This window comes from Legionella nigrisilvae, from assembly GCF_977063395.2.
In genome coordinates this window covers 239365-253674 of record NZ_CDRUGZ020000011.1, presented here as the reverse complement: position 1 = coordinate 253674, position 14310 = coordinate 239365, and the positions used below count along the sequence as shown (strand labels likewise).

The window sequence follows — 14310 nt, the reverse complement described above, 5'->3', positions numbered from 1 at the left end:
AGTATTCTGTCAAGACTGTTTTTTTGTTTTTTCTTTGCTATTATATACGACCATTTCGGTAAATCCTCTTATTCCCCATTCTGTGGATAACTTTTAGAGTAGTACTCTATCTTTTTTGTATTTTTTCCATTAAATATTAATATTCTCCTTATGCAGAGCCAAATTATATTTTTTTCAGTGAGATGGTAAAAATAGAGTTTATCCACAAAAACTGTGGATAACATTGTGAATAGGATTATAAATTACTTGATATATAAGCGCATTTTGGTGTGCCTCAAATTTAACCAATAATAAATAGTGTGTTTGCTGCGGGTAAAATAAAGCAAAGCGGTATGTAAACATGTTATTTTATTGTATGCAGCGCTATAATGGTGCGGTTAATTTGTACAGCGTGGGTTTTGTCATCACAATTTACCATGACAAATATAAATTTCCTATGGTACTCTCTAACACCTTGAAAAATGCAATCTTTTTCACAACGATTGCAACTGGTAATTCAAATTGATTTAAGAATTTATTTGTTGAGAACATGTCATGAGAAGAGCAAAATCCAAACTTAATCCTACCACGCAAACTGCTCAAATTGATAATTTAAGCCATGATGGAAAAGGTATTGCACGTATTAATGGCAAAGCAACTTTTATTCAGGGTGCTTTACCCGGTGAACTTGTCGAATTTCAATACACCAGGATAAAAAAGGATTTTGATGAAGGATTCTTGCTAAAGGTTGTTGAACCATCTACTTTGCGAGTTGAACCCAAATGTCCGCATTATTCCATGTGTGGCGGTTGTTCATTACAGCATATGAATGAAGAAGAACAAATCCATTTTAAACAAGAGCAATTATTAGATTTATTAGGTCGATATGGTCATACCCAACCACAGATTGTATTGCCTCCTTTAGTTGCTGGATATTGGAATTACCGGAATAAAGCCCGACTAAGTGTCCGCTATGTCGAGAAAAAGCAAACCTCGATGGTGGGATTTAGAGAACGTAGTAACCCTCGGTATATTACTGAGATTACTCAATGTCCCGTTTTAAATGCAAAGCTTGATGCAGATATTATTCCATTACGGCAATTGATTGACTCGATGCAAGACAAGAATTGTATTGCACAAATTGAAGTTGCTGCAGGGGACAAGGAAGTTGCTCTTATTTTCAGAAATTTAACTCCGCTAAGTCTTGACGACGAGTTGAACATTCAAAAATTTGCTGAAGAGTATGATTATAAAATTTTCCTCCAACCTGGTGGTCCAGACAGCGTATATTGTTTTTATCCAGCTAAGGCAAGTGAATATCTTACATATACGTTACCAGATTATCAGATTAACTTCTCATTTCACCCTACAGATTTTACTCAAGTTAATTCAGCATTAAATCGTACTATGGTGCCACAAGCGATTGAACTTATGGACTTAAAAAGTACTGATATCGTGCTAGACTTATTTTGTGGGCTTGGTAATTTTTCGCTTCCAATGGCTAAATTTTGTTCCAAAGTACTCGGTGTTGAAGGCAGTAAAAATATGGTTGAAAGAGCATATATGAATGCAAAGCTGAATCATATTCAAAATGTAGACTTTTATGCTGCAAATTTAGATGATGTACATGAAGTAAAGAAACTGGTGCAGCAACCTTGCAACAAAGTATTAATTGACCCTCCTCGATCGGGTGCACTCGAAATTGTGAAACAAATTGATGCACTGAATCCAGAGCGTATTGTATATGTATCATGTAATCCCGTAACATTAGCTCGTGATACAGATGTATTGGTTAATCAAAAAGGCTATAAGTTGATGAAAGCAGGGGTAATGGATATGTTCCCCCATACTGCTCATGTTGAATCAATCGCATTGTTTAAAAAGGATAAAACTGATGGTTAGAGTAAAAGATACTGTCCCATTGTGCGAAGATGGAAGCATCGATGTAGATTTGTGGCTTCATCAGTTAAGTGCAAAGGGTTATTTGGATAATCTTGAACTCATTCGTAGTGCATGTACCTTAAGTCAACTTGCAGGACAAGAACATGCAACAGAAACAGGACAATCTTGTTTGCAACAAGGCTTGTCTATGGCCGATTTGCTTGCAGATCTTGAGGTCGACCAAGAAACACTCGCAGCAGCCATTATTTTTGAAAACGTTCACTATGCCGATTTATCCATTGATGATGTGGTGGAGCAATTAGGCCCAAATATCGCCAAATTGGTTAAAGGCATAGAGCGCATGAGCGCAATGCAGAGTTTTCAAGGATTAAATAAATACCCACAGAATAAACAACAAATCGATAACATTCGTAAAATGTTATTAGCGATGGTAGATGATGTTCGAGTGGTATTAATTAAGTTAGCTGAACGCTTATGCGTTTTAAGAACAGCCGGGCATTTATCAGAAGAATTACGTAAACAATTAGCTACCGAAGCGATGGAAATTTATGCTCCTTTAGCCAATAGGTTGGGAATTGGGGCAATTAAATGGGAAATGGAGGATATGGCTTTTCGTTATTTACATCCTGAGGAGTATAAAGCGATTGCCAAAGGTCTCAAAGCAAAACGATTGGAGCGCGATAATTTCGTTGATGCAATTGTTGCTCAATTAAATGAACAAATTAAAGCTCATGGAATAGAACATTTTGCCGTCTATGGACGTTCAAAACATATCCATAGTATCTATAAAAAAATGACCCGGAAGAATGTTTCACTCGATGAAATTTATGATGCTACTGCAGTACGTGTTCTTGTGGATACCCAGCCTCATTGTTATGAAGTCTTAGGGATGGTGCATACCCTTTGGAAACAAATTCCCGCTGAGTTTGATGATTATATTATCAATCCCAAGCCTAATGGTTATCAATCGTTACATACAGCAGTTCAAAGCCCCGAAGGCAGAGTTTTTGAGGTGCAAATAAGAACTTTCCTTATGCATGATTTGGCGGAAATGGGGGTAGCAGCTCATTGGAAGTATAAAGAAGGTGGTTTCAAACAAAAACAAAGCCATGAGCGCAAAATTGAATGGCTACGCGATGTCTTAGCCTGGCATCGGGAAATGGCGAATAATAAGGGTGTTCCTGAAAGTACTACCACAGAATTTCTTGAAGATAGGGTGTATGTTTTTACTCCCGACGGAGATGTTCTTGATTTACCTCAAGGCGTAACCTCTTTGGATTTTGCTTATCACGTACATAGTGATTTAGGCCATCGATGTCGCGGAGCACGCATAAATGGACACATTGTACCCTTAACGTATCAACTGAAAACAGGCGATAAGGTTGAGATTTTAACTGGAAAAGAAAGTAAGCCCTCTCGTGATTGGATCAATCCTCACTTAAATTATCTCAAAACATCGCGAGCTAAAGCCAAAGTTTTGCATTGGTTTAAAATGCAAGATTATGACCGAAACATCCAAGATGGACGTGAATTGCTTGATAAAGAATTAAAATCTTTAGGAATAAAATCCGATAAACTTAATGAAGTCGCTACAGCACTTCATTTCAAAAAACTTGATGATCTTTATGCAAATCTGGGACGGGGTGATATTAAAATAGGGCAAATCGTCAGTAAACTTGCTCCACCGGTTACTTCAGAGCTCAATCTTGAACGATTTGTTAAACCTCATGCAAAACCAGAAATTACTGGAAGTGATCTGCGTATTGAAGGTGTAGGTAATTTATTAACTTTTATGGCACGATGTTGTCAACCTGTTCCTGGAGATTCCGTAATTGGTTATATCACGATAGGTCGAGGTGTATCAGTACATCGACAAGATTGTCCTAATATTATTCATGCTAGTGAGCGACAAAAACAGCGTTTTTTGCAAGTTACTTGGGGCAGTGCTACTCGAGAAAACTATGTGGTTGATATTTTAATCAAAGCGTTTGATCGTTCCGAACTTTTAAAAGATGTGACCTCACTTCTTGCTAATGAAAAAGCACACGTTTATGCATTGCAAACCCAAAGTAATAAACAAGAAAATATGGCTTATATCACTTTAACTGTAGATGTTGATGGGTTAAGTAGCTTATCTCGGCTCCTAGCAAAGTTAGAGCAAATTCCTAATGTTCTCGAGGCGAGAAGACAAGTTTAATTTGGTCATGATTTGTAGCTTGGGTGAAGCGGGTGCGACCTGAAGTTAGGAGATCGTTCCTATTCAAAAATCGAACTCCACTGTGCATCCCCAGGCTACATCTATTCTTATTTAAAAATAAACCCTGCAATAACAGCACGATACTCGCTTAATAAAACATTATAGGTACGACACGCAGCACCTATAGACATGCATTCTATACCTATTCTTTGATCTGCAAAATGTTTCATAATTGACAGGGACAGGAGTTTTCCGGTATGTTCATGGCCAATGATGATGATTTCCGGTTTAAATTGCGTTAATAAATTCATATAGTGTTCATCAATTTCTTCAATGTTTTTAATTGGCAGATCACTAATGATTTCTGTTTTAGAAACAATTAAACTGCGTTCATAAACAATGGAATTAATCTGAATTTTGTTATCACTATAAGCTTGCACTGCATGTAGTTCTGCGGATTCTAAATTGATCTTCATAGTTTAGGATGATTCAATGAATTATAAATGGCTGTAAGTATATCACAGAGGTCACTATTATGAGTCAATTTCCGCGTATCAATCGTTTGCCACCTTATGTATTTAATACATTAACTCAACTAAAAACTGAAGCGCGGGCTCGTGGAGAGGATATTATTGATTTTGGTATGGGAAATCCTGATCAGCCAACTCCTCCACATATTGTGAATAAACTCATTGAAGCGGTGCAAAGACCAGATACTCATCGATATTCTATGTCAAAAGGCATTCCAAGGCTAAGACGTGCTATGGCCTCCTGGTATCAACGGAATTATGATGTTCATTTAAATAGTGAAACACAAATATTAGCTACCATTGGCTCGAAAGAAGGTCTAGCTCATCTGGCACTAGCGATAAGTGGCCCGGGGGATACGATTTTAGTTCCCGATCCCGCATACCCTATTCATACCTATGGATTTATCATTGCGGGAGCGAACGTAAAACAAGTCCCGCTTATAAATGAAACTCAATTTTTAGCTTCAATAGAAGATACGATTAATCGCAGTTTACCTAAACCTAAAGCATTAGTAATTAATTTTCCTGCAAATCCAAGTACACATTGTGTAGATTATGAATTTTTCGAAAAAATTGTTGCATTAGCAAAAAAACATGAAATTTGGGTGGTTCATGACTTAGCTTATGCTGATATCGTATTTGATGGATATAAAGCTCCTTCAATACTTCAAGTTCCAGGAGCAATAGATATAGCAATTGAAACTTATTCTATGTCTAAGTCATACAATATGCCAGGGTGGCGAGTTGGATTTGCTTGCGGAAATGAAGAGTTAGTCGGAGCACTTACTCGAATTAAATCTTATTTAGATTACGGCACATTTACGCCTATCCAAGTTGCAGCGATTGCTGCATTAGACGGCCCTGATGAGTGTGTCCACGAAATTAGAGCTCTATATGAAAAGCGACGTAATATTCTTTGCGATGGCTTAAATGAGATGGGTTGGGAAGTCGCTCGTCCCAAGGCAACTATGTTTGTTTGGGCACCCATTCCTGCTCATTATCAACATATGGGTTCCCTTGAGTTTAGTAAATACTTATTAAAAGAAGCTCATGTTGCTGTGTCTCCTGGAATCGGTTTTGGACAACAGGGTGATGGTCATGTTCGTTTCGGTTTAATAGAAAATAAAGATCGAATGCGTCAAGCACTAAGAAATTTAAAAGCATTGTTTCGTAGAGATGGATTGATTAAGGCAGAACAAATATGCATGTTGTGATTAACTCGGAATGCAGTTCGATTCCTGAGTATGCCAAGCCTCTAAATTCAGAAGGGAATGTATTACTCAATTTTTTGCTGTGTCTTGGCTATGATTCTACGAATCCACCTTATGCTGACTTATTAAGACAACATCATAATTTAGAAGGTGAGTGGTTTGTATTGACACCAGTTTATTGGGAAGCAACGCATAATGATGCCATGATTGTTGCTTTGGGGAGTGAACTGCATCTTGAAGAGTCTGAAGCGAAATCATGGTTTCTTTTATTCTCAGACTATCTGGCAAAAGAAGGTGTCTCTCTTTATTACCATAATTCAGAAACTTGGTTAATTAATAACAAAAAAAACGCGCTGAATGCAAAACCACCCCATCATTTATTGCATCAATCATTAATGCCCCAATTAGCACAATTGGATAATACGATGTATTGGCAAAAGTTTATTACTGAAAGCCAAATGCTTTTTGCATCTAAGCCTAATCAATCCTTGGCTAATGGATTATGGACGTGGAGTAGTGCAAAACTTAAGGATAAAATGCCGATACGCATTTGTGTTGACGAGCATTTTTATTCATTAGCACAACTATGTAGTTCTCAAGTTTCTTTATATAGCCCATCAATAACACTGAATAATTATCAGATTCTATTGCTTACTGACTATTCTGTGCTCAGTGAACCACATCAAAAAGAATTGAAGGAGATGTGTACTGATTGGTATTGGAACAATGAGGCTTATTCTATAAGTGCAGATAGTTGGTATGTTCGTTTATGGAGAAAACTAATTCATGCTTATTAAACAACGCCCCAGAGCATCACAACTTTTGGATTTACCTAATATACCCGACGTTCTAAGAAGAATATTCGCAAACAGAGGGATTACTGAGCTTTCTCAATTGGATAAACAACTCCAAGCTTTATTGCCTTTTGATAGCCTAATGGGGATCGATAAAGCGTGTCTACGTTTGGAAAAAGCATTGCGTGAACAGCATAGAATCTTAGTCATAGGAGATTTTGATGCCGATGGAGCGACCTCAACAGCCCTCGCAATTACCGCATTACGCTCTATGGGTGCTTCGTTTGTAGAGTATTTAGTCCCTAATCGTTTTGAGTTTGGTTATGGTTTAACTCCACAAATAGTCGAAGTGGCAAGCAAATGGAATCCCGCGTTAATAATCACTGTGGATAATGGAATTGCTAGTATTGAAGGTGTACAAAGGGCAAATGAATTAGGGATCGATGTTTTAATCACGGATCACCATCTGCCTGCTGAAATTCTTCCAAATGCTTGTGCCATCGTAAATCCCAACCAGCGAGATTGTAAATTTCCTAGTAAATCGATTGCTGGTGTTGGAGTTATTTTTTATGTGATGTTGGCTTTGCGAAGACATTTGGTGAGTACGAATTGGTTTCGTGAGATGAATATTACCGAACCCAATATGGCGAGTTTTTTGGATTTAGTTGCTTTAGGGACAGTAGCGGATGTTGTTGGACTGGACCAAAACAACCGCATCATGGTAAATCAAGGTCTGGCAAGAATACGTCAAGGTCTTTGCCGTGCAGGGATTAAAGCCTTAATTGAGGTCTCTGGACGTGAGTGCGCACGACTTAGAGAGTCTGATTTGGGGTTTGCTATTGCACCCAGACTCAATGCTGCTGGGCGATTGGATGATATGGCTTTGGGTATTGAATGTTTAATTACTTCTGATGAACAACAAGCTAGAAATTATTGTCAGCAGTTAGATGAATTGAATGATGAAAGGAAGCAAATTGAAACCGAAATGAAGGAACAGGCCATGCTTGCCTTGGAAAAACTTGCTCTAAATGCTGAATACAACAGTACGCACTTACCTATTGCTTTGTGTCTTTTTGATAAAACCTGGCATCAAGGGGTAATTGGAATTTTAGCAGGACGAATGAAAGAGCGTTATCATCGTCCAGTTATTGCTTTTGCAGAAGTAAGTGACGATGAGTTGAAAGGATCAGCACGTTCGGTTGCTGATTTAAATATTAGGGATGTTTTGGCAGCAATAGATAAGGATCATCCTGGACTTATTAATAAATTTGGTGGCCATGCTATGGCTGCCGGCCTGAGTATTCATCCGCGTTCTCTCAAAGTATTTCGAGAGGCTCTGGTTTGTGAAGTGAGCAAACACATCGATTTGTCGCAATGCGAAGGTGAGTTACTGACTGATGGTCCCTTACAGCCTGAAGAGTTCAGTCTTGAAATTGCTCAATTAATTCAGCAAGCTGGTCCTTGGGGCCAGCAATTTGCTGAACCTGTTTTTGATAATGTTTTTGAGATTCTGGATCAACGGTTGGTTGGGAAAAATCATTTAAAAATGACTTTAGTGACAACACAAGGCGATCAACAAGTGGATGCGATCGCGTTTAATGTGGACTTAAAATCTTGGCCAAACCATAGAGTTAAATACGTACATGCAGCTTATAAGTTGGATATCAATTTTTATCAAGGTCGAACACGGTTACAATTACTAATCCAAGCAATGAATGCTGTAAATCAAGAATAGGTATAAAAAGTAGCCTCATGCAGCTCAGGGAACCCATATTTAATCCCGGGTTTCGCTTTACTGCACTCAGGGATTTTCAGTTATATTTTTGTGCAAAGTTTCAGATCAGGTTATAATTGCTCTTTTTTTATTTGAATAATAATAGTGTCAGACATTTTGCTATCCCCTTTATCTATTGCTCCAATGATTGATTGGACTTACAGCCATTTTCGGATTTTTATGCGAATTCTGGCTCCTAGTGCACTTTTGTATACAGAAATGCAAACTACTGGTGCGATCCAGAATAATCCGGTGCGGTCTTTACAATTTAGTGAAATAGAACATCCCATAGCGCTACAAGTGGGAGGGTCAGACCCCAAAGCCTTAGCTCAATGTGTTCAATACGCCCAGCAAGAAGGATATAACGAGATTAATATTAATCTGGGTTGTCCGAGTGATAAAGTTCAGGCGGGACGTTTTGGCGCGTGCTTAATGCGGGAACCAAAACACGTTGTAGCTTGTCTTAAGGCGATGCGGCAAGTTGCTACTATACCCATTACTGCAAAAACCAGAATCGGGATCGATCATCAAGACAGTTATGAGTTTTTTAGTGACTTTGTCCATCAGTTGATTGAGGCTGGAGTGCAGAAAGTAATTGTGCATGCCCGAAAGGCTTGGCTCAATGGGTTAAACCCTAAACAAAATCGAACAATTCCACCAATTAACTATGAATATGTTTATCGACTTAAAAAAGAAATACCGGACGTTCCTGTGATAGTCAATGGTAATATATCAAATATAAAAGAGATTAGTGAACATCTGCAAATTGTTGAAGGAGTAATGCTCGGTCGTTTAGCATGTGATAACCCTTTTCAAATAGCAAAAATACATCATGAACTTTATCCAGAAATCCAAACAAGTACACGCAGTCAAGTATTTAATCGTTATCTGGATTATTTAAAGGAAGAATATAAAAAAGGGGCTTCTTTAAGTTTATTGATTAAGCCCGTATTCAATTTAGCTTTTGGATTACCGGGTGCAAGTCAATGGAAAAGAAAACTAATGCTGATTATGCAGACCAAAAATCTTACTTTGTTTAGTGAATTAAGAGAGTATTTAAAGGAAATTGAGCTGCATGCAGAGGAATTATAAGTGAACTAAATTGCATTATCTTGATATATCGAGATATATGCATTATTTGATTTAAAATATTGTATACTATGATATGAATTGTGGAAAATCATATCGTGGTTGTCTGTTTCGCCAGAAACTTTTCTCATCATCCAAGTTATATCATGAAGATTCTCTTAAATTATAAGGTATTCGTGGTATTTTTCCCCAAATTTTAGTACATTAACGAATTTGTTATTTGAAATCTCCAGAGGATTATTTAGGCCATGCTGAATACGTTGATTAAGAAAATGTTTGGAAGCCGAAATGAGCGTACATTGCGGCGTATGGAAAAGGCAGTAATGGCAATCAATGCATTTGAACCACAAATGAAAGCATTGACAGATGCTGAGTTGGCTGCAAAAACCCAGCATTTTAAAGCACGTTTTGCAGAAGGTGAAAGCCTTGATGAAATGTTGGCGGAAGCTTTTGCTACAGTAAGAGAGGCATCTATACGGACTTTAGGTCTGCGCCATTTTGACGTGCAATTAATTGGTGGGATGGTACTGCATGAAGGTAACATTGCTGAAATGCGTACTGGGGAAGGTAAAACACTGGTAGCAACTTTGCCTGCATATTTGAATGCAATTACTGACCGCGGTGTACATGTTGTAACTGTGAATGATTATCTCGCGAAACGCGACAGTCAATGGATGAAACCTATATTTGAGTTTTTAGGCTTAACTGTAGGTGTGATTTATCCGGATATGTCCCATTCAGCAAAACAAGAAGCTTATCGTTGCGATATTGTTTATGGAACGAATAATGAATATGGTTTTGATTACTTACGCGATAATATGGCATTTAGTCTTGAAGACAAGGTACAACGCGAGTTGAACTTTGCCATAGTGGATGAAGTAGACTCTATTTTAATTGACGAGGCACGTACACCTTTGATTATTTCGGGTGCGGCTGAAGATAGTTCCGAACTATATATCAAAATTAATACATTGATTCCTCATTTGAAGAAACAAGAAGAAGAGGGCGGTGAAGGGGATTATACTGTTGATGAGAAGCAAAAGCAGGCGCATCTTACTGATACAGGTCATCAACATATAGAGGAATTGCTGGTTAAAGCAAAACTTCTGGACCAGGGTGAAAGTTTGTATCATGCTAGTAATATTATGTTAATGCATCATGTGAATGCTGCATTAAAAGCTCATGCGATGTTCCATCGAGACGTGGATTATATCGTTAAGGATGGACAGGTTATTATAGTTGACGAGCATACTGGTCGTACAATGCCTGGTCGACGATGGTCTGAAGGATTACATCAAGCTGTTGAAGCGAAAGAAGGTGTTGGGATTCAAAATGAAAACCAAACTCTTGCTTCCATTACATTCCAGAATTTTTTCCGTATGTATAATAAATTGTCCGGTATGACTGGAACCGCGGATACTGAAGCGTATGAATTACAGCAAATTTATAATCTTGATGTAGTGGTCATTCCAACCAATAAACCGATGGTAAGAAAAGATGAATCGGATCTGGTTTATTTAACGCAACAAGATAAATTCCAAGCGGTCATAGCAGACATCCGTGAATGTATTGCCCGAAAGCAACCTGTTCTTGTGGGTACTGTTTCGATTGAAGCTTCTGAATTTTTAAGTCAATTTCTTAAAAAAGAACATATCAAGCATCAAGTTCTCAATGCCAAATTTCACGAAAAAGAGGCCCAGATTATTGCTGAAGCAGGTCGTCCAGGTGCCGTAACCATTGCTACAAATATGGCTGGTCGAGGAACAGATATTGTTTTGGGAGGAAGTTTGTCTGCTGATTTAGCTCAATTGCCGGAAACAGCGAGTGCCGAAGAAATAGATGCGGTTAAAAAGTTATGGCAGAAACGTCATGATGAAGTAATTGCTGCTGGTGGATTAAGAATTATAGGTTCCGAGCGTCATGAATCACGCCGAATCGATAATCAGTTACGGGGTCGTTCAGGTCGTCAGGGTGATGTGGGAAGCAGTCGTTTCTACTTATCACTTGAAGATAATTTAATGCGTATATTTGCTTCTGATCGTGTTGCATCGATGATGCGTCGTTTAGGAATGAAGCCTGGGGAGCCTATTGAGCATAGTTTAGTTACCAAAGCGATTGAGAATGCTCAACGGAAACTTGAGGGACATCATTTTGATGTTAGAAAACAGTTGTTGGATTATGACAATGTGGCTAATGATCAAAGACAGGTTATTTATACGCAACGTGCCTCAATCATGGATATGACAGATACTGAAGAAATGGTCAATATGATGAGAGAGGAGGTCATATCAAATCTTGTTGATACCTATATTCCTCCACAAAGTTTGGAAGATCAGTGGGATGCAAAATCTTTAAGTGATGTTCTGGCTGATGAGTTCAAACTTAAGGCTCCAGTGCTTGAATGGATTGAAGAAGATCATCATATCCAACCAGAGCAAATCAAGGATAAGATTCTTGACATTGCGGCAAAAAGATATGATGAAAAAGTAAAACAAGCAGGTAGAGCTACAATGTCTCAGTTTGAAAAATCAGTGATTTTGCAAACTTTGGATAATCAATGGCGTGAACACTTAGCGGTAATGGATCAACTGCGTCAAGGAATTCATTTGCGTGGGTATGCCCAAAAAGATCCAAAACAAGAGTATAAAAAAGAAGCTTTTGCCTTGTTTACCACGATGCTTGATACTTTAAAATATGATGTAACTCGTTTAATTTCCTCAGTTGAAATTCAAACTGAAGAAGATGTAAATGCCGTTGAAGAGCAGCGCCGAGCTGAGCAAGTGAGTAAGATGAACTTGCAACACGGTAATTATGTTGATGAAAATGAGGAAGAGGGAATTCAGACACAAACCTACAAAAGGCATGAAAAGAAAATTGGTCGAAATGATCCTTGTCCCTGCGGTTCGGGTAAAAAATATAAAACATGCCATGGAAGTTTAGCGTGAATATAGAAGTTGCTGTAGCAGTTATTGTTGATGAACAGCAGCGTATCTTGATAACCCAGCGTCCTTTCCATGTTCCGCATGGAGGATGCTGGGAGTTTCCTGGCGGTAAGTTAGAGACTGGTGAGTCTCCAGGAGTTGCATTAGTTCGAGAAATCAAGGAAGAGGTTGGCTTAGATATTTTGCAATACAAATTATTGGGAGAAATTAATCACCAATATTCCGATAAAGAAGTAAAATTAAATATTTTTCTTGTTGATCAATTTGTTGGTCTCCCTTCATGTAAGGAAGGACAGTTGGCTATGAAATGGGTTCATCAGCATGAACTCAATCCCGAACAGTTTCCTGAAGCAAACCATAGAGTAATTGCAATCGTACAGAACTATTTATGCTGCAGAGAAGCTTTATGATGGAATCCTCTATAGGGTTCCCTCAGCTACAATTTCTTAAAGCAGGTCAATGAGTACACCTTAATTAAAATCAATATACAGCGGAGCATGGTCCGATACTTCATCACTTAATACACAAAATTCATTCACAGTAATATCTGGGGAAGTCAGAATATAATCTGCAAATTTTTCTTCTTTTTTGTAATAACGAGTCCTTGTTGACTTTACGTCATGAATTTTTATGAGATTATTCATTCCCTGCTCAAGAATATGCATGCTTTTTGTATCTGGTTTTAAATTAAAATCACCGCATAATATTTTAGGTGTATTGATGGTATCCATAAAATGGCGAATCCGTTGTGATTGATTGATTCGTTCTGGGGTATCCTTCTTTCCTTGCCCATTCCAGAGTCCATGAACATTCAATATGGAGTAAATTTTTTTCCCTACTTCACATTCGACCCATTGCAAATTTCTAGGGTGGTTTAACCCTATTCCTGGATAATGTTGTTTTTGATGAATATTGATATCTCCTTCTCCTAAAATATCGATATCGTTTTTCAACAACATCGCAATTCCATAGATATTTTCTACAGCGGGTTTAAAAATAGCAAAATGATTAGGAAGGAGCTGCTGTAGGTCAGAAAAAATATTGAGACTAAGTTCTCTATCTTCTTCGGTTACAGTACGATGAGCGTTGTTATATACTTCTTGAAAGCAAAATATATCGATTTCATGATGTTGGCTAATAAATTCTAATAAAGGGTTTCGTAGGTGTCCGCCCCACAAATTTAAAGTAATTAATTTCATTGATTACTAAATTCCTTTTTCATTGATCGTATAATTTGACAGAAAAACACGTGCTTTCTATCAGTTGAATTAGAGAGAAATATTTGTTACATCTTATTTTTTGCCTCCCATAGGTATTTATCATGTAAATCATTTACCGCTTTAGTCAGTTCGTCAATCTCCATATTATTTTCAATAAGATCATCTGCGCTTTTGAGACGAATATTAATATCTGGTTGCACGGATAAAATTGCCAGGGCTTGTTCTGTACTGCATTTATCCCGTTGCATCAATCGTGCTATTTGTATTTCCTTTGGCGCGCGGACAAGCAAAATTCGATTGATATAAGGGTAGGATTGTTTTGTAATAAGCAAAGGAATCTCAACAATACAATAAGGTGTCGTACAGGTATCAACTTGTTTTTCTATTTCTTGGCGGATAAGAGGATGTAGAAGATGCTCAAGCCAGTACCGTTCTTGATGATTCGCAAATATTATTTCTCTTAGTTTACTTCGATCCAACTCTTCATCTTGTTTTAAAACTCTGTGCCCGTAATGTTCTACGATTTTGTTATAGGCTAGTTCATTCTTTTTGGTAAGTTCTCTTGATATTATGTCAGCATAAATTACCTTAATGCCTAATTTCGAAAAAAGTTCAGCAACGGTAGTTTTTCCACTCGCTATGTCGCCTGTTAATCCAACACAATAAACCATA

11 protein-coding genes are annotated in these 14310 nt (G+C 37.8%); 8 read left to right on the top strand and 3 right to left on the bottom strand.

Going from position 1 to position 14310, the window contains the following annotated elements; all coding sequences use genetic code 11:
- The first annotated feature begins 534 nt into the window (after positions 1-534).
- Together rlmD and relA are read left to right on the top strand one after the other, a co-directional pair.
- Positions 535-1881, top strand: a complete 1347-nt coding sequence (rlmD, locus tag ACWTE2_RS01140; protein WP_454783807.1) for a 23S rRNA (uracil(1939)-C(5))-methyltransferase RlmD — start codon at positions 535-537, stop codon at positions 1879-1881.
- Positions 1874-4078 (top strand): GTP diphosphokinase, encoded by a 2205-nt coding sequence (gene relA / locus ACWTE2_RS01135; RefSeq protein WP_182390736.1) that lies wholly within the window; start codon positions 1874-1876, stop codon positions 4076-4078. Before rlmD ends, relA begins: the two co-directional genes overlap by 8 nt.
- Before the next feature lie 107 nt (positions 4079-4185).
- On the opposite strand, the gene ACWTE2_RS01130 is transcribed toward relA, so the two are convergent.
- Entirely contained in the window at positions 4186-4554 is a 369-nt protein-coding gene (locus tag ACWTE2_RS01130; protein ID WP_454783806.1) for an Mth938-like domain-containing protein, read from the bottom strand.
- Positions 4555-4613: 59 nt separating this feature from the next.
- Here ACWTE2_RS01130 and alaC point away from each other — a divergent pair, with 59 nt between their 5' ends.
- The 6 genes from alaC (at position 4614) to mutT (ending at position 12828) form a co-directional block, all read left to right on the top strand.
- Positions 4614-5822 carry an alanine transaminase gene (gene alaC / locus ACWTE2_RS01125; protein WP_182390734.1) on the top strand — a complete coding sequence of 403 codons (1209 nt, stop codon included), beginning with the start codon at positions 4614-4616 and terminating at the stop codon, positions 5820-5822.
- Positions 5810-6616, top strand: coding sequence for a hypothetical protein (locus tag ACWTE2_RS01120; RefSeq protein WP_454783805.1), 807 nt, complete (start codon positions 5810-5812; stop codon positions 6614-6616). Before alaC ends, ACWTE2_RS01120 begins: the two co-directional genes overlap by 13 nt.
- Positions 6606-8348, top strand: coding sequence for a single-stranded-DNA-specific exonuclease RecJ (recJ, locus tag ACWTE2_RS01115; RefSeq protein ID WP_454783804.1), 1743 nt, complete (start codon positions 6606-6608; stop codon positions 8346-8348). The genes ACWTE2_RS01120 and recJ overlap by 11 nt, the downstream gene beginning before the upstream one ends.
- A gap of 144 nt (positions 8349-8492) precedes the next feature.
- Complete coding sequence (gene dusA / locus ACWTE2_RS01110) at positions 8493-9479, top strand: tRNA dihydrouridine(20/20a) synthase DusA (protein WP_454783803.1); 987 nt, start codon at positions 8493-8495, stop codon at positions 9477-9479.
- Positions 9480-9724: 245 nt separating this feature from the next.
- The gene (gene secA / locus ACWTE2_RS01105) at positions 9725-12421 is read left to right on the top strand and encodes a preprotein translocase subunit SecA (protein ID WP_454783802.1); all 2697 of its coding nucleotides are present in this window, start codon (positions 9725-9727) and stop codon (positions 12419-12421) included.
- Positions 12418-12828 carry an 8-oxo-dGTP diphosphatase MutT gene (gene mutT / locus ACWTE2_RS01100; protein ID WP_454783801.1) on the top strand — a complete coding sequence of 137 codons (411 nt, stop codon included), beginning with the start codon at positions 12418-12420 and terminating at the stop codon, positions 12826-12828. The genes secA and mutT overlap by 4 nt, the downstream gene beginning before the upstream one ends.
- 60 nt (positions 12829-12888) lie before the next feature.
- On the opposite strand, the gene ACWTE2_RS01095 is transcribed toward mutT, so the two are convergent.
- Positions 12889-13617: an endonuclease/exonuclease/phosphatase family protein gene (locus tag ACWTE2_RS01095; protein WP_454783800.1), complete on the bottom strand. Its 729-nt coding sequence runs from the start codon at positions 13615-13617 to the stop codon at positions 12889-12891.
- An 86-nt stretch (positions 13618-13703) separates the two neighbouring features.
- Positions 13704-14309, bottom strand: coding sequence for a dephospho-CoA kinase (coaE, locus tag ACWTE2_RS01090; protein WP_454783799.1), 606 nt, complete (start codon positions 14307-14309; stop codon positions 13704-13706).
- Between the last annotated feature and the right edge of the window lies 1 nt (position 14310).